The organism is Streptomyces sp. NPDC002817, assembly GCF_053592055.1.
The window spans coordinates 419,096-441,720 of sequence record NZ_JBSFUY010000004.1; the positions used below are offsets into that span (position 1 = coordinate 419,096).

Annotated in this window: 10 protein-coding genes and 3 tRNA genes; 8 read left to right on the top strand and 5 right to left on the bottom strand. The window is 67.7% G+C overall.

The window, feature by feature from the left end; genetic code table 11:
* Positions 1–241 precede the first annotated feature (241 nt).
* From pglW to ACWD3I_RS11000, 6 genes are read left to right on the top strand one after another with little or no spacing between them, the layout of a single operon-like run.
* Positions 242–4,645, top strand: coding sequence for a BREX system serine/threonine kinase PglW (pglW, locus tag ACWD3I_RS10975; protein WP_365393823.1), 4,404 nt, complete (start codon positions 242–244; stop codon positions 4,643–4,645).
* Positions 4,642–8,397, top strand: a complete 3,756-nt coding sequence (pglX, locus tag ACWD3I_RS10980) for a BREX-2 system adenine-specific DNA-methyltransferase PglX (protein WP_365393824.1) — start codon at positions 4,642–4,644, stop codon at positions 8,395–8,397. The genes pglW and pglX overlap by 4 nt, the downstream gene beginning before the upstream one ends.
* A complete protein-coding gene (locus tag ACWD3I_RS10985) occupies positions 8,390–12,304 on the top strand; it encodes a PglY protein (RefSeq protein WP_365393825.1) in 3,915 nt (1,304 codons plus the stop codon). Before pglX ends, ACWD3I_RS10985 begins: the two co-directional genes overlap by 8 nt.
* Positions 12,304–15,069 carry a BREX-2 system phosphatase PglZ gene (pglZ, locus tag ACWD3I_RS10990; protein ID WP_365393826.1) on the top strand — a complete coding sequence of 922 codons (2,766 nt, stop codon included), beginning with the start codon at positions 12,304–12,306 and terminating at the stop codon, positions 15,067–15,069. The genes ACWD3I_RS10985 and pglZ overlap by 1 nt, the downstream gene beginning before the upstream one ends.
* Positions 15,066–16,394: a BREX system ATP-binding protein BrxD gene (brxD, locus tag ACWD3I_RS10995; protein WP_365393827.1), complete on the top strand. Its 1,329-nt coding sequence runs from the start codon at positions 15,066–15,068 to the stop codon at positions 16,392–16,394. The genes pglZ and brxD overlap by 4 nt, the downstream gene beginning before the upstream one ends.
* Positions 16,391–18,523, top strand: coding sequence for a DEAD/DEAH box helicase (locus tag ACWD3I_RS11000; protein ID WP_365393828.1), 2,133 nt, complete (start codon positions 16,391–16,393; stop codon positions 18,521–18,523). The genes brxD and ACWD3I_RS11000 overlap by 4 nt, the downstream gene beginning before the upstream one ends.
* 58 nt (positions 18,524–18,581) lie before the next feature.
* Here ACWD3I_RS11000 and ACWD3I_RS11005 read toward each other — a convergent pair whose 3' ends face one another.
* The 5 genes from ACWD3I_RS11005 to ACWD3I_RS11025 all read right to left on the bottom strand — a co-directional run bounded on the left by ACWD3I_RS11005 (position 18,582) and on the right by ACWD3I_RS11025 (position 20,567).
* Complete coding sequence (locus ACWD3I_RS11005; protein ID WP_365393829.1) at positions 18,582–18,989, bottom strand: PIN domain nuclease; 408 nt, start codon at positions 18,987–18,989, stop codon at positions 18,582–18,584.
* Entirely contained in the window at positions 18,986–19,219 is a 234-nt protein-coding gene (locus tag ACWD3I_RS11010; RefSeq protein WP_053672219.1) for a type II toxin-antitoxin system VapB family antitoxin, read from the bottom strand. Before ACWD3I_RS11010 ends, ACWD3I_RS11005 begins: the two co-directional genes overlap by 4 nt.
* A gap of 942 nt (positions 19,220–20,161) precedes the next feature.
* A tRNA-Ile gene (locus ACWD3I_RS11015) sits at positions 20,162–20,235 on the bottom strand.
* 180 nt (positions 20,236–20,415) lie between these two features.
* Positions 20,416–20,488 (bottom strand) — tRNA-Asn (locus ACWD3I_RS11020).
* A gap of 6 nt (positions 20,489–20,494) precedes the next feature.
* A tRNA-Asn gene (locus ACWD3I_RS11025) sits at positions 20,495–20,567 on the bottom strand.
* Between the two features lie 134 nt (positions 20,568–20,701).
* Here ACWD3I_RS11025 and ACWD3I_RS11030 point away from each other — a divergent pair.
* Together ACWD3I_RS11030 and ACWD3I_RS11035 are read left to right on the top strand one after the other, a co-directional pair.
* Positions 20,702–21,007 (top strand): YtxH domain-containing protein, encoded by a 306-nt coding sequence (locus ACWD3I_RS11030; protein WP_365393830.1) that lies wholly within the window; start codon positions 20,702–20,704, stop codon positions 21,005–21,007.
* Between the two features lie 117 nt (positions 21,008–21,124).
* Positions 21,125–22,564, top strand: coding sequence for a xylulokinase (locus ACWD3I_RS11035; protein ID WP_365393831.1), 1,440 nt, complete (start codon positions 21,125–21,127; stop codon positions 22,562–22,564).
* Positions 22,565–22,625: the final 61 nt, after the last annotated feature.

Below are 22,625 nucleotides of genomic sequence, written 5' to 3' on the forward strand. Positions count from 1 at the left end.
TTCATCTGGTTCACGTCCAAACCGCCCCAACTTGGCGTCTGGCCCCTGCGACACCTCCTCCCACCTGGCAAGATGTCCCACTCATTTATCTGATGATATGACCATGTCGCGATTCACCACATCCCATCACGCTTCCCACGGATCACATCGATAGGCGGGTGGATCGGGCAGACGAAAGGTGCGGTGAACGGCGGTGGCGGCAGCAGCCGGCCAGGCGACCCCCAGGCCCGGTCCACCTCAGGTGAAACGCTGGTATCAGACGCGGCCCTCTCCGTTTCCCTGGGAGCAGACGGCCCTCGATCACATCAAGCAGCGGATGCCGCTCACCGCCCCGCACTACGCCTGGGCGACCTTTTCCTTCACTGCCATGAGCGGCCGGATCAATGAGTGCGATCTCTTCATCGCCGTACCCCGCGGCTTGTACCTGGTCGAGCTGAAGGGGCACCCGGGCCGGGTCGTCAACAGCGGCGACACCTGGAGCTTCCACGCACCCGACGGCCGGATCCGCACGATCCGCAATCCGTTGCACCTCACCGACCTCAAGTCCAAGGAGCTCAAGTCCCGTCTCCAGGAAGCCGCCCGCGAGATCTGTCCGGGAGAACGGATCCCGCGCATCGACCCGGCCGTCTTCCTCTCCGATCCGCTGCTCGACAGCGAGCTGGACACGGTACAGCGCACTCATGTGTACGGGCGTGACGGTTCCAGGACAGAGCTGCCCGGCATCTGGGACGACTTCCTGAGCCTCCCGCCGGAGCGCGAGAACTGGCGAATAACCGAGAACTTCGCCCGACACCTCCCCGCTCTGATGAAGAAGATCGGGGTGCGAGCCTCCACGGCCCACCTCGACTTCGGCGACGGTTGGAAGCTCTCCTCCCGCCCCCTGGACGCGGGCCCCACCTGGGAGGACAGGCTCGCGGAGCGCAAGGAGATGATCCACGAGGAGGGCCGGGTCCGGGTCTACCTCGTCGAGCAGTTAGCGAGCGAAGAGCAGCGCCGCTCCGCCACCCGGGCCGCGGAGCGCGAGTACCAGGTGCTCCAGGGCATCGCTCACCGCGGCATCGCCCAGGCCGTCACCTTGCGCCAGCACCAGGGCGGTCCGGCGATCCTGTTCCGCCACCGTGAGAGCGATCTCCGTCTGGACAACTACCTTGCTGTGTACGGCGCGAAGCTGACCGACGCAGTGCGCCGCGACATGGTCCGCCAGCTTGCCGAGGCCGTCCGCTACGCCCACCGCCGCTCGCTCTACCACCGCGCGCTGGCTGCCCGCTCGGTGTACGTCAGCGCGCGGGAGAACGGCAGCAATCCAGTGCTGCGGATCATCGACTGGCAAGCGTCCGCACGCGACTTCGACACCACCTCACTACGCTCGCTCGGCGAGTCCTCCTTCACCGGGGAGCACATCGAGGACGCCGCCCAGTGCTTCCTCGCGCCCGAGACCGACGCCGACTACCCCGACCCAGTGGACCTGGACGTCTTCGGCCTCGGCGCGGTCGCCCACCACATCCTGACGGGGATGCCGCCCGCCGAAACCCGTACCGCGCTCAAGGAGCGGCTCCAAGCCGACGGCGGACTGCACATGTACGCGGTCAGCGACGCCGTCGACTCCGGCCTCGACGAGCTGGTGTACGCAGCCACCCGGGCCTCGGTCGACGAGCGCCTCGACTCCGCCGACGCCTTCCTCGCCCGGCTCGACGAAGCCGAGCAGGCCCGTGCCGCCCAGGCCATCGCCGTGGAGGCCGACCCTCTCGACGCCACACCCGGACAGGCCGTCGACGGCGACTGGACGGTGGAGCGGGTGCTCGGCACGGGCTCCACCGCGCGCGCCCTGTATGTGACCCGCGCCAGCGAGGACGAACGTGGGCGGAGGGTGGAGGAGGAACGGGTCCTCAAGGTCGCTCTGGACGCGGAGAAGAACGAGCGTCTGGCCTCCGAGGCCGCAGCCCTGCAGCAGGTGAGCAGCGGCCGCATCGTCAAACTGTACGAGGGTCCTCGCACCCTCGCCGGCCGAACCGTACTGGCCCTGGAGTACGCGGGCCCCGAGACGTTGGGCCAGCGGCTGCGCAGCCACGGGCCGCTGGGCTACGAGGAGTTGGCGACCTGTGGCGAGGACCTCTTCACGGCGCTGGACGACTTGGCTGCCAGGGGCATGCGCCACCGCGACCTCAAACCCGACAACCTCGGGATCAAGGTCAGGGAGGACGGCGAGCAACAGCTGATGCTGTTCGACTTCTCTCTGGCAGCCGTCTCCGACCGGGACATCAAGGCGGGCACCCGCGGCTACCTCGACCCGTTCCTGGGTGACGCACGACGGCCTGTGTACGACGACTACGCGGAGCGGTACGCGGCCGCCGTCGTCCTGCACGAGCTGGCCGCCGCCGAGCGGCCCACGTGGGGCAATGGCACCGACGACCCGCTGACCGCCATGAAGGACGAAACCCCGCTCCTCGCCTCCGATGCCTTCGTAGCCGTACTGCGTCCGGGGCTTGAGGCGTTCTTCGAGCGGGCACTGCACCGGGACGTCAACCGCCGCTTCGAAACACTGCGGCAGATGCGGGATGCTTGGCGGGCGATCTTCACCGACGCCGACCGCACCCAACCGCCTCCGACCACGGACACCGTGTCGCTCCTCGGGGTCGGCGGTCTGCCTGAGGGCTTGTCCGAGGACGACATCCGCGACTTGTACGCGGACAAGGCGAAACTCTCCACCACGCTCAGGGACGCGGGGCTGACCGAACGGGCGGCGGCGGTGGCCGAGGAACTCGGCGCGGTGACAGTCGGCGAACTGCTGGACGTGCCGTTGCCACGCTTCCGCAACAAGCGCGGGATCGGCGCGGTGGTCAAGAAAGAACTCAACCGGCGGCACAGACAGTGGACAGCGGCGCTCCGTCCGAAGAAGTCCAAGACCACGACTGCCGTGCCAGTAAAGCCGATTGAGACTGACGGGCCAGTCACAGACAAAAAGCTCAGCGCGCAACACGAGGCCCGGCAGAACGTGGAACGACTCGCATCCCTCCTCAACCCTGAACCCACGGGCCGCAAGGACAACAAACGGCCGCAAGTGGTCGCGGCCTGGCTCGGGCTCGACGGCAACTCGGAAGCCGGTGCCTGGCCGACCAACCGGCAGGTCGCTGCAGCGGTCAAAGCCTCTGAATACACCGTCTCCAGGCACCTAGGCTCAGCCATCGGCGATTGGGCCGATGCGGGCTGGATGGACATCCTGTGCGGTGAACTGGTCGACGCGGTCCGGGATGCGGGCCGCGTGATGACCGCCCGCGAACTGGCTCGAGTACTCGCCGCCGGCCACGGCTCGGAGAGCGAGACGAACGAGGATACGGAGGCCGTCGCACTCGCTGTCGTCCGGGCGGCGGTCACCGCCGAGACGCTGCTCACCGGCCGCGACGAGGAGCACGAGCCTCGACTCGCACAGTTCCGGCGCCGGGGGCGGCTGATCGTGGCCCTGGAGTCGCTTGACGGCTCCGACGACCCGACGTCGGACGAACTCGCCGCATACGCCATAGCGTTGGGCGACGCCGCCGAGAAGATCGCCGCTGCCGATCCCCTTCCCGACCGCAGCGCGGCGCTGCGCGACCTGCGTGCCGTGGGCACGCCCGAGGGCATGGATCCGCTGCCCGACGCCCGGCTGGTCACACTCGCTGCGGCGACCTCGGCAGAGGCAGCCGCCTCACCGCGCCTTGAGGTGTATCCCAAGTCGCTGGAGCTATGGCGGGCCCTGCAGATCTCGCAAGCCGCGGCGGGTGTGCGGCGCGAGGTCGGCATCAGCCTGGACGGGCTGCTGGCCCGGCTGCGTTCGCGCTTCCCCGAGATGGCTCTCGGCAAGCCCACGTATGTCGAGGTCGAGGACGCGCTGAAGAAGGCCGGCTTCCCTCTGACGTACGAGACAGCCGAGCAGCGTTTCAAGCCGCCGATGCCGGTCGCCCCGGTGGGCGGCGGCAGCAGCTGGCTGTACTCGTCCTCCACGGGCACGGTGACGGCAGTCTCCCGCGCACAGGCGGCGAGGGCGGGGGCCGGGCGGGATCCGGTGGCCCTGCTCACCTCGAAACTCAACTCCGCGGTACGGGACGGCGGTTTCCTCGCGCTGAACGTGGCGGTCAAGCGGATGCGGAGCGAGAACGGATCGGTGCCGGAGGCGATCGCGAGTGCGTTTCCGGTGGTGTCGGTGAATCTGGCGCGGGTCTTCCTGAAGGAGTTCCGGGCGCTGGCCACCGAGCACGGCACGGACTGGTCCAGGGTGCTGGGCGCGGACACCCGGCACACCAGGAGCGGTGAACTGCCGGGCGGGCTGCGGTCGTTCGTGGTTCGAATATGGCCCCGCGTCGCGGAGCGGCTGGAGGAGGCGGCCGGTCGGGAGCGGGGGACGATTCTGTTCGTCCACACGGCCGGACTGCTCGCCCACTACTACGAGGCGGGCGGGCACGAGCTGCTGGTGGGGCTCCAGCGGGAGGCCCGCAAACCGGGCGGCCGACCGCACGGACTATGGCTGCTCACCCCCTCGCACAACGCGCACAGCGCACCGGAGCTGGACGGACGAACAGTGGAGGTGACCGGCGGCGACGCGGAACGCGTGGTGCTGACGGAGGACTTCCTCAAGAACTTGGCTGCATTTCAAGGGGGATTGGCACAGTGAGCACGCGCGGCAGTGGCAAGGACGGCTTACTGAAGGACCTCCGCAAGCAGGTCTCGGGCTTGGAGGACGATCTGCGGGCGCGCAGCGACTCGGTGGAGGAGTACCGGGAGCGGCTGGGTGCCGAGTACGGGAGGGCATACGCCGCAGGGCGTACGGCGGCCACGTACGAGGCGTGGCGGGACGAGCGGGTCACGCAGGTCGCGGCGGCGTGGGTACTCGGCTGCGTCTTCGTACGCTTCTGCGAGGACAACGGGCTCATCGCCCGTCCGTGGTTAGCGGGTGTCGGCGAACGCCTCAAGGACGCGGAGGACCACGACGCGGCGTTCTTCGCCGCGAACCCGGAGAAGAACGACCGCGACTGGATCATCGCGGCATTCGACCACTTGGCCGGCACCAACCCGACGGTCGCGGGCCTCTTCGACCGCGCACACAACCCGATGTGGGAGATCGAGCCGTCGTACGAGGCGGCGACGGGGTTGTTGAAGTTCTGGCGGCGGGTCGGAGCGGAAGGTGAGATCGTCCACAGTTTCGCGGACGAGGACTTGGACACACGCTTCCTGGGAGACCTGTACCAGGACCTGAGTGAACACGCCCGGAAGACTTACGCCCTGCTCCAAACCCCGGTGTTCGTGGAGGAGTTCATCCTCGACCTGACGCTGGAACCGGCGGTGGCGGAGTTCGGGCTAGAGCATGTTGTGAAGATCCGTGACGGCCGGGACAGGGTGCGCGAACTCCCGGCGGGCCTGAGAGCAATCGACCCCGCATGCGGGTCAGGACACTTCCTGCTGGGGATGTTCGAGCGGCTACTGAAGAAGTGGCGGGATACGGACAAGGTCGCGGACGAGTGGACCCTGATCCGGCGCGCGCTGTCTTCGGTCCACGGCTGCGACAAGAACCCGTTCGCGGTGGCGGTCGCCCGGTTCCGGCTGCTGGTCGCGGTATTGAAGGCGGCTGAGGAAGCCCCGGAGAAGCGGCGGCTGAACGCACTGAAAGAGTTCCCGATCAACATCGCGGTGGGGGATTCGCTGCTGCATGGACGGGACGCGGGTCGGGAACACGACACTCTACCGGAGGATGGAGACACCGAGCCGTTCCTGTACCGGACCGAGGACATCGACACCTTCATTGAGCGATGCGATCTCCTTGGCCGAGGCTCGTATCACGTGGTGGTCGGAAACCCGCCGTATATCACGGTCAAGGACAAGCAGGAGAACAAGAACTATCGTGACCGATACGACACGTGCGGGGGTACATACGCACTGTCGGTTCCGTTCGCACAGCGCATCTTTGAACTGGCAGTGCGTGCAAGCGGGTCGGAACGCGCGGCGGGGTTTTCCGGGCAGATCACGGCCAACTCCTTCATGAAGCGGGAGTTCGGCAGGAAGCTGATCGATTGGTTCCACCAAAAGGTCGATCTGACGCAGGTCATCGACACCTCTGGAGCCTACATCCCCGGGCATGGGACCCCAACTGTCATTCTGGTCGGGCGAAATAGAGTAGCTTACCAGGGCGAACCGATTCGCGCCGTTCTCGGAATCCGAGGTGAACCGTCTCAGCCGAAGAACGCGGCTGAGGGGCTCGTCTGGTCAGCCATCGTCGATCAGCACGATCGCCCTGGCAGCGGGAGCGCATGGGTCTCAGCGATCGATTCTCCACGTAGCAAGCTCGCTCAGTTCCCGTGGTCTCTGAGTGGAGGTGGAGCTGGAGAACTCGCCGACGGGATTGCGTCAGGTCGGGAGAAGCTTGGCTCTAGAGCCGTCAGCATCGGGCGGACCACTGCAACTGGAGCTGACGACGCTTTCTTCCTCCCAGACCTTGGTACCGCACAGCGACTCGGTGACGAGTCCACCATCCGAACGCTGATCACAGGTGACGTCGTACGAGACTTCCGGTTCACTGGGTCTGTCACTGTACGGAATCCTTATTCGGGACAAGATAACCGAATATCTATTGATCATGACAGTCACCTTGTGACGCACAGTTTATGGCCGTTCCGAACGCAGTTAACAAACCGCGTCATCTTCGGCAAGACGGTGATCGAGAACGACTATCCCTGGTACTGCCATCTCGAAAACTATTCGAGTAAACTCACCACCGCGAAGGGAATCTCCTTCGCCTTTGTTTCCACGCACAATCACTTCACGCTCGACACTCAGTCGCGTCTGTTCAACCGCACTGCGCCGGTGATCAAGTTGCCGGAGGGAGCGACTGAGGACGAGCACTTGGCGTTGCTCGGGATCCTCAACTCGTCAACGGCGTGTTTCTGGCTCAAACAGGTCAGCCATGACAAGGGAAGCCAGGGAATCAATGAGGGATTCAAGTCACAGGAGTGGGAACGCTTCTACGAGTTCACCGGCACCAAGCTCCAGGCGTTCCCCCTCCCCGCCCTGCTCCCTCTCCCCCTCGGCCGTTCCCTCGACACCCTCGCCCAGGAGCTCGCCACCCACGAGCCTTCCGCCATCTGTGCCGCCGACGAGCCGCCCACCCGCGCCCGTCTCAACACCGCCCACGACGCCTGGACCCACACCCGGCAGCGCATGATCGCACTCCAAGAGGAGCTCGACTGGGAGGTCTACCACTCCTACGAGCTCCTCACCGACGCCGAAAAGACCCGCCTCACCGCCTCCTCCCCCGCGCCCACCACCATTCCCCAAGTCAAGCTCGGGGAGCGAGCGTTCGAGATCGTCCTCGCGCGCAAGCAGGCCGCCGGGGAACTGGAGACCGCCTGGTTCGACCGCCACAACTCCACACCTGTCACCGAGATCCCGACCCACTGGCCGCACTGGTACCAGGCCATCGTGCAAGCCCGTATCGACACCATCTCCGCCCGCCGCGACCTCGCGCTCATCGAGCGCCCCGAGTGCAAGCGACGCTGGGCCACCGGCCCCTGGGAGAAGCGCGAAAAGGCCGCGCTCCGCACCTGGTTACTCGACCGCTGTGAGGACAAGTCACTCTGGTTCCACGTCCTCAACAACTTCGTGCAGCCCCGCACCCTCACCGTCGGCCAGCTCGCCGACGAGTTGGAGAGGCTCCCCGACGCGAAAGCGATCCTCAACACAGCCCACCTCTACGCCACCCACCTCGGCAAGCCGAACCTCTCCCTCACCCAGGTCCTGACCGACGTGGTGGACGCCGAGCACGTCCCATACCTCGCCGCTTACCGGTACAAGGACACCGGCCTGCGCAAGCGCGCTCAGTGGGAGAAGGCCTGGGAGCAGCAGCGCGAGGAGGACCGTACCGGCGAGCGGCTAGACATCCCCGTACCGCCGAAGTACACCTCCGCGGACTTCACCAAGCAGTCCTACTGGTCGAACCGCGGGAAGCTCGACGTACCCAAGGAGCGTTTCGTGTCCTACCCGGACGCGAACCCCGACTCCGACCCGACCCTCCTCCTCGGCTGGGCGGGCTGGGATCAACGCGACCAGGCGACCGCCCTGCTGAACATCGTCAGCGAGCGCCGCAAGCAGCAGGACTGGGCGGCCGAGCGGCTCGTGCCGCTGCTCTCCGGGATAGCGGAGCTCATGCCGTGGCTGCGGCAATGGTTCGGGGAGGTCGACGAGGAGTGGGGTGAGCAGTCGGCCGCCGAGGAGTTCCAGAGCTTCCTGGACGGGGAGTTGGCGAGCGCGCAGCTTACCCCGAGCTCGCTCAGCGACTGGCGTCCGGTGAAGAAGGCCCGGGCGCGTAAGACGGCAACCACGGCAGCACAGACGAAGACAACGGGCACGATGAAGATGGTGGAAGACGATGAGTAGCAGCGGCGGCGAGCTCTACCTCCGGGACGTATTGGACCTGTCCGAGGTGGTCCGTGCCGGGTCGTTCAAGATCGAGCTGTCCGGTGGCTTCGACGAGACCGCCAAGCGCGTGGCCGAGTACGTGGTCACTCCGCAGCTGGAACAGGCACTGCGTCGTGCGCTGAAGATCGTCGAGGCATCCGTACGGGCGGGGACGTCCGACGCCGCCTATCTGCACGGCTCCTTCGGCTCCGGCAAGAGCCACTTCATGACCGTGCTGCACGCGATCCTCTCGAACGACCCCGCCGCTCGCGCCAAACCCACGCTCCAGCCGATCATCGCGGATCACGACGCATGGCTACGGAACCGGAAGTTCCTGATGGTGCCGTTCCACCTGGTCGGCGCGACCGATCTCGACTCGGCGATCCTCGGCGGCTACGTCCGTACAGTCCGGCAGTTACACCCGGACGCGCCGGTGCCGCCGGTCTACCGGGCTGACGCGATGTTCGACGACGCCCACCGCCAGCGGGAGTTCTTCGCCGACGACGAGCAGTTCGTCCGCTGGCTCGGCAATCCTGCGCTGCCCAAGGAGGAGAAGACACCCGCCCTGCAGACCTCAGCGGCCGACGACGAGGACGACCTGGTCGACCTCGACGTCAAGGAGGCCCCGGAGACCTGGTCCCCGGCTCTCCTCGACCAGGCCCTCGCCGCCTCCCCCGATCCGAAAGTCCGCGAGTGGCTGGCGTCCGCACTGCTGTCCGGTCCGTACTCCTCATACTCCCGTGGCGCTCTCGGCGCGAAGAACGCTTTCCTCCCGCTGGAGAACGGCCTGGACATCATCAGCCGGCATGCCAAGTCCCTCGGCTACGACGGTCTGATCCTCTTCCTCGACGAGCTGATCCTCTGGCTCCAGGCTCACCTGCGTGAGCGGACCTTCGTCAATGACGAGGTCAACAAGCTGGTCAAGCTGATCGAGTCGGGCACGGGCGGCCGCGCGCTGCCGGTCATCTCCTTCATATCCCGCCAGCGCGACCTGTCCGAGCTGATCGGTTCGGACGCCGTCGGCGCCGAGGCCAAGAACCTTGAACAGCAGGTCAAGTACCTGGCAGGGCGCATCGACCCGATCAGTCTGGAGGACCGCAACCTCCCCGAGATCATCAAGGAGCGCGTCCTCAAGCCCAGGGACGACGCCGCGAAGGCCGCCCTCGAAGCGGCCTTCGCCCGGATCGAGACCTCGAACCAGTCGGTACGTGACGTACTCCTCGACGCCAATGGCGTCACCCACGCCGACTGGAAGGACTTCAAGGCGCTCTACCCCGTCTCGCCCGTCCTCCTCAACGTCCTGGTCGCACTCTCCGGCGCACTCCAGCGCGAGCGCACCGGTCTCAAGCTGCTCCAGCAGATGCTCTACCAGCGGCGCGAGGACATGAAGGTCGGCGAGTTGATCCCACTGGGCGACCTGTGGGACGTACTGGCCGAGGGGATGGGCGAGGCGTTCACCGACCGGTTGCGCAGTGAGGCCGAGGCCGCGACGCGCTTCCACGGCAAGGTGAAGGACCACCTGCTGGAGAAGTACGGGTCTGCCGAAGACACCAAGTACAACGCCGACGAACGCTTCGTCAAGACTATGCTGCTCGCCTACCTCGCACCCGAAGTGCCGGCTCTCGCCCGGTTGACCGGGCCGCGGCTGAACGCGCTGAACCACGGGTCGATCCGCTCGCGCACCGGTCAGGAGGACCGGATCGTGGTCAGGCGGATGCAGGAGCTCCAGGCGCAGTTCCCCGGAGAGCTGCGCAGCGACGGCCATGACCTGGACCCGGTGTTCACGCTGCATCTGTCTGATCTGGATGTGGAGCCGATCCTGGACAGCGTCGGCGAGAAGGACACCCTCGGGGCACGCAAGCGGTGGGTGCAGGAGTGGCTGTGGCGGGAGTTGAAGATCGCCGACAACGGCACGCTCGTCGCCGACCGTGAGATCGTCTGGCACGGAACGCGCCGGACCGCGGAGTTCGTGTTCGAGAACGTACGCGATCCTCAGATCCTGCCCGACGCGCAGTTCGAACCGTCCACCCCTGACCGGATCCGCTTGGTCATCGACTACCCCTTCGACGAGGACGAGAAGGGCACACCCAGCGCGGACGAAAACCGGGTCTACCGCCTGCAGCGGGAGAAGCCGGACGCAGCGACCGTCGTCTGGCTGCCGTCCTTCGTCTCCAGCCAGCGGGGTACCCAGCTCGGCCGCCTACTGAAGATCAACTACCTGCTCGATCGTGACCGCTTGAAGGACTTCGCGACTCATCTCGGCTCTGACGACCAGGTACGGGTGCGGCATCAGCTGGAGGCGCAGCGCGAAACGCTCGTCGCACAGCTGGGGCAGGTGCTGCATCAGGCGTACGGGATCGCCAGGGCCAACGAGAGTGACCTGGGCGCCCAGGTCACCGAGGGCAAGCACGTCCACGCGCTGTACGCCGGGCACAGTCCGCAGCTCCAGGGCGGCGGGGCCTTCGAGTACAACCTGCTGAAGCTCGCCGACGGGCTGCTGGACGCGATGTATCCCAAGCATCCGAACTTCGACCGTCAGGAAAGCCGCAAGCCGGTCACCGCCGCGAAGTTCAAGATGGCCTACGGCTGGATCGTCAAGGCCATGGACGACAGCTCGCGCCGAGTCGTCGTCGACAGCCGAGACCTCGGCGATGTGGCACGGATCGTGCATCCACTGGAGCTGGGCGAGGTGCACGACGGGCCGCTGAACGTCTCCACGGACTGGCGCCGGCACATCGACCAGCAGGCGGGCAAGCACGGCACGAAGGGCGACTTCGGGGTTGAAGACATCCGCGCCTGGATCGCCGAACTGGGCTGGACGGGGCTGGACAGGCTGGTCTCCAATCTGGTGATCGCGACCTACGCCCTGCTCGCGGACCGCTCCTGGGTCTACAACGGCAAGGCCGAAAAGGCGCCTGCACTGGACCAGATAGGCCCTGGCTGGGCGCTGCGGGCACAGGAACGGCCGAGCGAGGAGGAGTACACCAGGGCGCACGAGCGGGCCGCGGCGCTGTTCGGCACGAGCGTGCCGACGGAGCTGTACACCCGTAACGTCAACGCGCTCGCGGCGGATGTCCGCACCAAGGCGGAGGCGCGCGAGGCCGCCGTCAGCGGGCTACGGCGGGCTCTGGCCCGCTACCGCTCCGCCCTCGGCATCACCGGCGAGGCGCCGACCGCACGCGAGCAGTCGGTGCGGGACGCGGCCGACCTCCTCGCGCGGATCAAGCAGACTCCGGAGGCGACACCGCTCGCCCGGGACCTGGCGGCTGCGACGTATGTGAGCACGTACTTCGAACTGGGCAAGGTGATCTCCTCGGCCCAGGAGGTGCTGGACTCGCTGGAGAGCACCGACTGGGAACTGATCGACAGCGTACGGAAGTACACCGCCCGCGGGGACGGCCTCGCCGACCGGTCCGAGCGACTGCTCGCGGAGATCGCGGACGCGGCGTCGCGGAACGAGCCCAACACCAGCCTGAAGCCCGTCCTCAACGCGGCACGAGGTCAGGCCGTAGCTCTGATCAACGAGGCGGCGCGGCTGAGCACTGTCGCGCCTGTGTTGCCACCTCCCCCGCCGACCGTTGCGCCGGAGGTGAACTCCCCCGGCTCCGGTACCGGTCACAACAGTGCAAGCCCCACCACAGACGACCAGTCACCGCTGCCGTCCCCGCCTACCACTGCTACGGCTGCCCCTCGTCGCTCGCGACGGGTGAAGGCCTCGGAGGGCGGGCACGTGCAGGAACACGCGCTCAACCGGACTCTCACCGATGTACAGGACGAGATTCGCGAGTACGCCGCCACACATCCGGACGTCGAGATCGAGATCAAATGGAAGGTGGTGCAGGCCGGTCAGGATGACGGCTTGAGCTTGCCGGAAGGTGATCTCTGATGGGAGCCCTCGTGCCCGAACTCGACCAGCGGGTCATCACCGGGCTGCTCACCACCCGGCTGACCCGTACCAAGGGCCGGCGGCTGCTGCTGGTGCACGGGAAATACGCGGCGAATGGGCCCGAAGAGTTCAGCGTGCCGGTCGGCGACGGGACACGGCGCAAGGTCCGAGTCGCCCATACCACCTCGGTACTCGGACTCACCGATGCTTGGCAGGCCCATCTGGCCACCGAGGACGCGGACTTGCTGGTGGTCACCACGGATGTGCCGGGGGACCGGATCAGTCTCGATCTGCTGGGTGAGATGGTGCGCTCGCAGATCATCGCCGTAGACGAGGCCGATATCGTCAAGCAGCTCTTCGGCGCCTCCGACCTCGACCCGCGCATGCGGCGCGATCCATGGCTGTGGCTGCCGGCCGCGCTGATCGACGCCGAGCCCGATGCGGCGCAGGGCGGCTGGCCGCAGCACGGCGCCGTGCTCACCCTGGACGCGGCGATGCGTGCGTTGGTCGGGGTGCGGCTCGGGCTTGAGGGCCTCTTCGAGGGCGGGGCGTCGGTGGACGTCGACGCGCTGCTGGCCTGGTCCCGTACACCGGGCGGTCCCGAGCGCCTCGCCGCGCTGCCGGAGGCCGAACGCCGGGGCATCACCGAATGGCTGGCGCAGAGTGCGGGCGAGGCTGCGCCTGTGCTCCTGCGGCTCGCACTCCAGGGGCGAGGGGCCGAGGCCACCGCGCTGGGTGTGCTGGCGTCCGTCATGACCGGCGACACGGCATCGGCCGACGCGGCTGTCGCACTGGGCTCGGTGTTCGGGCGAGGCTCCCGGCCCTCCGAACTGCGCGCCTACGCGCGGGCGGTGCAAGGCACCCTGACCCGCTGGATCGGCGAGGCATCGGGCCGGGGACCACAGAGTGAGGAGGCCCTGCAGCGGGTTGTCGATGTGCTGCACCAGGCGGACCGGCTGGCAGACGACGCCCATCTGACCGCCGCACTGGCCGGCAACCCCTTCCTGCCATCCAGCTTCGAGGCGCGGCTGCGCAGGCTGGCCGACGCCCTGTCCAAAGGGCCACAGGCCGCTCAAGCCGCCTGGGAGCATGTGGCGGAGCATCAACTCGCCTCCGTCCTCTACTCGAAGCAGGTCGAGCTCGCGCGCATGGCGGTACGGCTGCGGCGCTGGCTGGACACGCCGGAACCGGCCGTGTCCTCGGTCGGTCAGGCTGTGCGTACGCATGTGGCCGACTGGGGGTGGGTGGACCGGGCACTCGCGCAGCTATGGGTGGGCGGTGGAGAGGCCGAGCCCGCGCTAGCGTATCGCGCGGTGCACGACGCGGTGCGACGGCGGCGGGCGCTGCTCGACGAGGCATTCGCGGCCCAACTCGGGCCGTGGGTCGAGCGCGCCACCGCCGCGCAGCCCGGTGGGGCGCTGCTCGTTGAGGACGTCCTGCGGACGATCGCACTGCCGCTGACGAAGGTGCGGCCGCCGCTGGTGCTCGTCCTGGACGGGATGAGCAGCGCGGTCGCGGCCCAGCTCGGCGAGGAGCTGACCGGGGCGGGGCGGTGGAGCGAACTGTCCGGCGACGGACGGCGGGCCGCCGCTGTCGCGATGGTCCCTTCGGTGACGGTGATCAGCCGGGCGACCCTGCTGTGCGGACGGCCTGTGTCGGGCGGTGAGAGCGCGGAGAAGGAGGGGTTCGCCGCATTCTGGAATCAGCACCGGCACACGGCAGTCCTCTTCCACAAGAACGAAATCCCCGGGCCGGCCGACCAGTTGCTCGACCCGCGGCTGGTCGCAGCGATCGCCTCGGACGACGTAGTCGGCGTCGTACTGAACACGATCGGCGAGAGTCTCGATCACGGGCAGCGGAGCACACTCGCCGACTGGTCGGTGAGCCAGGTGAAGTACCTCACCGAGCTCCTCAACTCCGCGCGTGGGCAAGGGCGTCCGGTGGTACTGGTGTCCGATCACGGGCATGTGCTGGACCGAACAGGAGCCGAGGTCGGGCCGTCGACCGCCGAGGGCGTGGAGTCGGCCCGCTGGCGTACGGGGCCGGAGGTCGGTGAAGGCGAGGTCTCGCTTTCCGGGCCCCGGGTGCTGGAGAACGGCGGACGGGTCACCGTGCCCTGGTCGGAGGAGATCCGCTACACCCCGCGCAAGTCCGGGTACCACGGCGGTGCTGCGCTCGCCGAGATGACGGTGCCGGTGCTGGTCCTGGCGCCGTCGGCAGAGCTGGCACCCACGGAGTGGAGCGAGCTGCCACGCGAAACCGTACAGCCGTCGTGGTGGGAGGCGGAAGCCACATCCCTACCGGTGCCCATCCCTGTCAAACCGGGGAAAAGGGCAGCGAAGGCCAAGCCGAAGCCACGGCCGCAGGAAGGTGAGCTCTTCGCCGACGACGCGGTCGAGGTGCCCGCCGCCGCCCCACCGGCGGAACCGGCCGTGCTCACACTCGGCCAGCGGATCCTCGACACCACGATCTACAAGCATCAGCGCAAGTTCGTCCGCAAGCCGCCGGAGCACAAAGTAGTGGCCGCCGTCATCGACGCGCTCGACCACGCGGGCGGCACGCTCTCGCTCGCGGCAGTCGCCGCGGCCGCCATCGGCTCGGGTGGCCGCACTAACACCCGGCCCGAGGGCCTTGTGACCGTGCTGACCCGGTTGCTGAACATCGAGGGCTACGAGGTCATCAGCCTGATCGACTCTCGGGCCAGGGTCAGGCTCAACCGTGAGACGCTGCGCGAGCAGTTCGAGCTGTCCGAGGAGAGCGTGTGAGCGCGCCATCCGTCAGCGCCGCTCGCCGCCGCGAGGTCATCGACGCCCTGCGGCGTGGCACCGTGCCGCAGGCAGGACTCGACCTGTTCGCGGTGGGCCTGGACCGTTTCACGCCCGCCCTGGATGAGCGGATCTCCACGATCGCATCGGGTGGCGCGTCCTTCCACGCTATTCGCGGAGAGTACGGGTCCGGCAAGACCTTCTTCGCACGCTGGCTCGCCGAACGCGCCAAACGGGCCGGGCTCGCCACCGCCGAGATCCAGATCTCCGAGACGGAGACCCCGCTGCACAAGCTGGAGACCGTCTACCGTCGGCTCACCGAGCGGCTGACCACCGCGACCGAACCGGCCAGCGCGCTGCGCTCGGTGATCGACGGGTGGTTCTACACCCTTGAGCAAGAGGTGGACGAGGCACATCCCGAACTCGCAGAGAAAAACGAGGCGTTGGAGGCGGCGGTCGAGGAGCTGCTGGAGGAACGACTGCGCGCGGTCGCCCGGACCACGCCAGCGTTCTCCGCGGCTCTGCGCGGCTACCGCAAGGCCACCCTTGCCGGGGATTCGGCGACCGCCGAGGCTGTGATCGCCTGGCTCGGCGGCCAGAAGTCGGTGGCCGCCTCCGCACGACGGACCGCAGGAGTACGCGGAGACCTGGACCACTTCGCGGCGCTCGGCTTCCTCCAGGGGCTGCTCACCGTACTGAAGGACTGTGGGCACCCCGGGCTCCTGGTGGTCCTGGACGAGATCGAGACCCTGCAAAGGGTCCGGGGGGACGTACGGGAGAAGGGGCTGAACGCACTGCGTCAGCTTCTCGACGAGATCGACGCGGGCCGCTTCCCCGGGCTCTTCCTGGTAATCACCGGCACCCCCGCCTTCTACGACGGACAGCAGGGCGCACAGCGACTCCCGCCGCTCGCCCAACGGCTGGCGACGGACTTCTCGACCGATCCGCGCTTCGATTCGCCGCGGGCGGTCCAACTACGTCTGACCGGCTTCGACCTCGTACGACTCGGCGAACTCGGCCGTTCGGTGAGGGACTTGTACGCTCGGACGGCCAAGAACCCTGAGCGCATTGCCGCGCGGGTCGACGACGCGTACGTAGCCGAACTGGCCACCGCCATGACAGGCAAGTTCGGCGGGCGGGTCGGGATCGCCCCACGGCTGTTCCTGCGCAAGCTCGTCGCGGACGTAATGGACCGGGTCGACGAATTCGACGACTTCGACCCGCGTAAGGACTACGCGCTGACAGTGCACGCCACCGAGCTGAGCGAGGTCGAACGCAACGCGGCAGCCGACAGCGCCGACGAGATCAAGCTGGAGCTGCCATGACAGGCGCGCCCGAGCCACTTGACCGGTTACATCCCGGACTGGTCCATCACATCGTCAACACCCTGGGATGGCCGGGGCTCCGCCCGCTGCAGGAGGAGGCGATCGAGCCGCTGCTCGACGGCTCGGACGCTGTTCTTCTGGCCCCGACCGCCGGCGGGAAGACCGAGGCCGCCTCCTTCCCGCTGCTTTCGAAGATGGCGCAGGAGAACTGGACCGGCACCTCGGTGCTGTATGTCTGTCCGCTGAAGGCGCTGCTGAACAACCTTCTGCCGCGCCTGGAGACGTACGCCTCCTGGCTGGGGCGGACCGCCGCCCTGTGGCACGGAGACGTGTCGCAGCCGCGTCGTAAGAAGATCCTGCGGGACCGGCCGGACGTGCTGCTGACCACTCCGGAATCGTTGGAAGCGATGCTCGTCAGCACCAATGTCGATCACCGGGCGTTCTTCTCAGGACTGCAGGCCATCGTCGTCGACGAGGTGCACGCCTTCGCAGGGGACGACCGGGGATGGCACCTGCTGGCCGTGCTCGAGCGCCTGCAACGGGTCGTGGGACGACCGGTACAACGCATCGGGCTTTCCGCGACGGTGGGCAACCCGGATCACCTGCTCGCCTGGCTGCAGGGATCCGGGAGCGGGCACCGCGCGGCACGGGTCGTTGCCCCGCACCTGCGCGAGGCATCCCCTGTACTGCCGCCGCCCGGCGACATCCAGGTCGACTATGTGGGCTCCCTGGAGAACGCGGCCAGGGTGATCGCTGCCCTGCACCGCGGCGAGAAGCGGCTCGTGTTCTGCGAATCGCGCCGACAGGTCGAGAAGCTCGGAGAGAGCCTGCTGGCCAAGGGTGTGACCACTTTCCTGTCCCACGCGTCCCTGTCAGTGGATGAGCGGCGGCGGGCAGAGGAAGCCTTCGCCGAAGCACGCGACTGCGTGATCGTCTCGACCAGCACCCTCGAACTCGGCATCGACGTGGGCGACTTGGACCGCGTCATCCAGATCGATGCACCCGCCACCGTGGCCTCTTTCCTCCAGCGTCTTGGCCGGACCGGCCGACGGCCGGGTTCCACCCGCAACTGTCTGTTCCTCACTGTCGACGAGGACGGACTGATCGCTGCAGCAGCCCTACTACTGCTGTGGTCGCGCGGTTGGGTGGAGCCGGTGGTGGCCCCGCCGGAGCCTCGCCACATCGTCGCCCAACAAGTGCTGGCCCTCTGCCTGCAGGAGCATCGAGTCGGGGACCGGATGTGGCAGGAATGGTGGGGAGGGCTCGGTCCCTTCGGAGTCTCGGCCGAACCTATCGTGCGCCACCTGGTCGAGGAAGGATTCCTCGACCAGGACGGAGGGATGCTGTTCATCGGCCCCGAGGCGGAACGCCGCTTCGGCTACCGGCACTTCATGGACCTCACCGCGGTGTTCACCGCGGCTCCGGAATTTACGGTGCTCTCGGGACGTACCGAGATCGGCACGACCAATCCCGCGCTGCTGACCGAAGAGGTGGTGGGGCCTCGGCGCCTGCTCCTCGCCGGGCAGAGCTGGCAGGTGACGTACATCGACTGGTCCCGGCGGCGATGCTTCGTCGAACCGGTCGACGGCGGCGGGAAGGCGCGCTGGGGAGGAGCAGCTTCCGGCCGGACCGCCTCGTACGAACTGACGCGCGCGGCACGGGAAGTACTCCTCGGCGCCGACCCACCGGTCGCCCTCACCGGGCGCGCCAAGACCGCGCTCACTCAGGCACGCGAGAGCAGCTCGGAACTGATCCACCCCGACGGGACGGTGGTCGTAAGGGGCGGACGCGACACCAGTGTGCGCTGGTGGACCTGGGCTGGCTACCGGGCCAACGCCACCCTGGCCGCCACGCTCACCACGATCGCCGATCCCCTCCAGCGGCCAACTGACACCTGCATCCGACTTCGCGAGGACGCGACGCCCTCAGAATGGAGGAAGGTCATTTCGGAGGCCGCCGATCAGCTGTGTCTTCCGGCAGTGGACGCGCGTGCGCTGAACGGCCTCAAGTTCAACGCCGCACTGCCGACCCGGCTCGCGGAGGCCACCCTTGCCGCTCGGCTCGCGGATCTGGAAGGTGCGGCGGCCGCGCTCAGAGGACCGACCAGGTTCACAGTTCTGGAGCAGTGACCTGGGGATCGATCATCGAGAGGCCAACAAACCGACAGCGTGAACCGGCTCCAGAAGATCAAGCTCGTACGTCCCGCTGCTGAACTTCCTTGAGGACTCCTGCCACCGTCGCGAAGTCGTTGTCCACGTGGAGGACGGTGTGCCCGTGGTGGACCGCGGTCGCACACACCAACAGGTCGATCGCTCCAGCCGCGCGGTGCTGGCCCCGCTGGGTCAGTTTGTACTGGGCGGTGTCGACCCAACGCCAGGCGTTCTTCGGAACCGGAGAGAGCAAGCAGAGCGCGTCCAGTTCCTCTGCGAGCTCATCCCGATGGGACGGGCTGGTTGCCGAGTAGAGAAATTCGGCCCGTGTCGGCTCGCAGAGGTGGAACACCCCGGCAGCAATGTGTCCCTCCCAGGGACGCAACGCACCTGGGGTGCGAAACAGATGCCACAGAGCCGAGGTGTCCACCAGATACGTGATCACTCGAAGGCCTCGCGTCGCGCACGCTTCTCCGCGTCATGCGCCGCCGCGGCCTGCTCGAACTCACCACGCGCACCCCGTGCGGCCAGCTTCTCCGCAGCCTCAAGCCGCTTGATCCGCGCCACGTAGTCCCGAAGGGCCGCGTTGACGGTCTCCTTCTTCGTCGTGACACCCATAAGCCGCATGGCCTCGGCCAGCGCCTCGTCGTCGAGATCAATCTGCGTGACGGACATCGGACACCTCCAACATCCACGATGTATGCACCCATGATACATCACCAACATTGGGCACGGCCATAGACCCAAACAGACCCTTGAGTCGAAGATCTTCAAGGATCTATCCCCCGCATGCGCAGCACCGACTTGACCGTCTCGGAGCCCTCGACACCAGCCTGGGAGCTATCCCCGTGTACACGGAGATAGCTCCCACTCCCAGGCGAACAGGATCAAGGCCTACGAGTCGGCCCCGCGCAGGCTGGGCTTGCCCCGCGTCCCCCGCGTCGCAGAACGAACACCGCGCACGGGACGCGGTGAGGGTTCACGGCCCTCCGCGCACCCTGAATGACCTTCGTGCCGTTTCCTGTATGGGCCGCTTCTCGCCGCCCCACGGTTGGCGGCTACGCCGTGATCTAGGGGGTGCCCAGCACCCTGCTCATCGTCCGTCACTCGGCCACCCAACTACAGGCAGTCCGTAGTCCGAGCAGCCGAACGGGGTACGTCGGCAACTCTCGGCTTATATGCCCCGGGGGAGCCGTGAGGCACTGGGGGGCGACTCCCTGGTGCGATCTGGGGCCGTTTTCAGTACGGGCCGTTTCTCCCTCACGCCGCCCGGCCACGTCGGCAACGGCACGATCCAGGCAAGCCCAGTCGCCACCACACCGCACCTACCCTGCTACACCCCTGAGCAGAATGGATGGATCGGCGCCGGAGCGACCCCTTCCGGTTTCCTCGCGTCCAGCCAGCGTCCCGAATCCAGCGCCCAACCAGCCACAGGAGCCATATACAGCAAGGTTCAACCGCTACGAACTGGAACATCCGTGCAGGTCAGGGTGCATTCGCACTATCGACACCGGGAACGAGGCCGAACTCACGAGCAGCGGATTCAGTCCGTTCAGGCAAAGTTGACGACCCGACAGAACAAAATGAACGTTTCCGCAGGTCAGAAGCCTGCACAGGTGGGGCGGGTGGGACTCGAACCCACGGCCGACGGATTATGAGTCCGCTGCTCTAACCGGCTGAGCTACCGCCCCATAGCGGCGTGTCGCGTACATGTGTGCGCGCCGTCTGCCGCAGCATAGCCGCTCATACGATCTCCTGCTTCGTATGGTCGACTTCGCATGCCCTGAAGGACTCCGCTGTGACCTGCACGGTTCCCGGGGCAAGGGCGATCACATGAAAAAGGACCCCTTCGGGGGTCCTTTTTCAACGCGCTCTCCCGACTGGACTCGAACCAGTAACCTGCCGGTTAACAGCCGGCTGCTCTGCCAATTGAGCTACGGAAGATCGAAGCTCCCCCGACTGGACTCGAACCAGTAACCTGCCGGTTAACAGCCGGCTGCTCTGCCAATTGAGCTACGGAGGAATGCCTCGTTGCATCGAACGTACCTCCCTGGGTATTCGCCAGGGGGCGGGCGTTCGCTGCGACACATACATTAGCGCAAGCAGGGGGGTGCTCCGCCAATCGGTACTCCTCCACGACGGAAGGGTGGCTCCGCCATGCGCTACAAGCTCACGTTCGTCGCCGGGCTGGCACTGGGTTACGTGCTGGGCACCCGGGCCGGACGGGAACGCTACGAACAGCTGAAGAAGTCGGCACGTCAGGTGTCCCAGAACCCCGCGGTCCGCAACACCGCCGAGTCGGCCGCCCAGCAGGGCCGCCAGTTCGCGGGCAAGGCGTACCACGTGGTGAGCGAGAAGGTGGGCGAGCGGGTTCCCGAGTCGGTGACCCAGCGGGTGCGCTCCCTGCGGAACAGGAACACGAACGGTGCAGCAGAGGACGACTGGGGCACCAGCAACACATAGCCGGGCGATGCCGGAAGCAGACCTGGGGGCGCGGGGAACGGCGCGAAGGACCGCGACGCACCCGCGCCCGACAGCGCCCGCGCACTCCCACGGCGCGTGGCCCATAGAATTTCCGCCATGGGGATAGTCGCCGGGCTGGACAGTTCGCCCGATTTCACTCGCATCGTCGTCTGCGACGCGGACACCGGTGCCGTGCTCAAACAGGGGTATGCCCAGCATCCGGTGGAAGGCCGCCCCTCCGACGTCGACCCCCAGGCCTGGCTCCTCTCCCTCGGCGAGGCGGCCGGCGGCGGTCTCCTCGAGGGCGTGCAGGCCATCGGCGTGTCGTCCCAGCAGAACGCGGTCGTGCCGCTGGACGCCCAGGGCAACACCGTGCGCCCCGCACTCGTCGGCGGCGACAAGCGCGCCCAGGTCGCGGCGGCCGATCTGGTCGACGCGCTCGGCGGGCGCGAGGCGTGGGCGCAGGCGGTGGGATGCGTACCCCAGGCCGCCCAGCCCGTCACCAAGCTCCGCTGGCTGGTCAAGAACGAGCCCGACGCGGCCGCCCGTACCGCCGTCCTCCTCCAGGCCCACGACTGGCTGGTGTGGCAGCTCCTCGGCAGGCCGGTCCGCCGGACCACCGACCGCGGTGGCGCCTCCGGCACCGGCTACTGGTCCGCCGCCACCGGCGGCTACCGCACCGACCTCGTCGAGCTGGCGCTCGGTCACCAGGCCATGCTGCCCGAGGTGATCGGCCCCTCCGACGCGGCCGGTACGACGCCGGAGGGGCTGCTGATCTCCGCCGGCACCGGCGAGACCATGGCCGCCGCCTTCGGGCTGGGGATCGGGCTCGGCGACGCCGTCGTCTCGCTCGGGGCCTCCGGCTCCGTCATGGCCGTGCACCCCGAGGCGCTCGTCGACAACACCGGGATGATCACGTCGCTGGCCGACGCCACCGGCATGCACCTGCCGGTCGTCACCACGCTGAACGCCGTACGCACCCTGCGCGGCACCTCCGAGCTGCTCGGGCTGCCCGACCTGGAGAGCCTGTCCGAGCTGGCGATGAAGTCGACGCCGGGCTCCCACGGCCTCGTACTGCTGCCGTATCTGGAAGGCGAGCGGACGCCGAACCTGCCGCACACCGCCGGGACGCTCGCCGGGCTGCGGCGGGAGTCGATGAAGGCGGAGCATCTCGCGCGGGCCGCGTTCGAGGGCATGCTGTGCGGGCTCGCCGACGCGCTCGACGTGCTGCGCGGACGCGGTGTGGAGGTACGGCGGGTCTTTCTGCTGGGGGCGGCGGCCGAACTGGCTGCCGTGCAGACGGCGGCACCGTCGATCTTCGGGGCGCAGGTCGTCGTACCGCAGCCCGCGGACTACGCGGCGCGCGGCGCCGCCCGGCAGGCCGCCTGGGCGCTCGGTGTGTCGCAGGGCACTCTCGACCCGCGCAACCCGCCGGCCTGGCAGGGGGCGGCCGCGCAGATCCTGGAGCCCGGCGAGGACCTGGCGGTGGGGCAGGCGGTGCGGCAGCAGTTCGTGTCGGTGCGGGAGCAGACGCATCCGGGGGCGTTCCGGTCGTAGCGGAAGGTAAGAGACCGGTAGGAAACCAGCGCTTCCGTACCCGGAAGGCCGTACGAAGCAC

Excerpts from the sequence above, each read along its gene's own strand:
- ACWD3I_RS10985 (WP_365393825.1), top strand. The coding sequence starts at position 8,390 with ATGAGTAGCAGCGGCGGCGAGCTCTACCTCCGGGACGTATTGGACCTG.
- ACWD3I_RS11030 (WP_365393830.1), top strand. The coding sequence starts at position 20,702 with ATGCGCTACAAGCTCACGTTCGTCGCCGGGCTGGCACTGGGTTACGTG.
- ACWD3I_RS11010 (WP_053672219.1), bottom strand. The coding sequence starts at position 19,219 with ATGTCCGTCACGCAGATTGATCTCGACGACGAGGCGCTGGCCGAGGCC.
- ACWD3I_RS11035 (WP_365393831.1), top strand. The coding sequence starts at position 21,125 with ATGGGGATAGTCGCCGGGCTGGACAGTTCGCCCGATTTCACTCGCATC.
- pglZ (WP_365393826.1), top strand. The coding sequence starts at position 12,304 with ATGGGAGCCCTCGTGCCCGAACTCGACCAGCGGGTCATCACCGGGCTG.
- ACWD3I_RS11000 (WP_365393828.1), top strand. The coding sequence starts at position 16,391 with ATGACAGGCGCGCCCGAGCCACTTGACCGGTTACATCCCGGACTGGTC.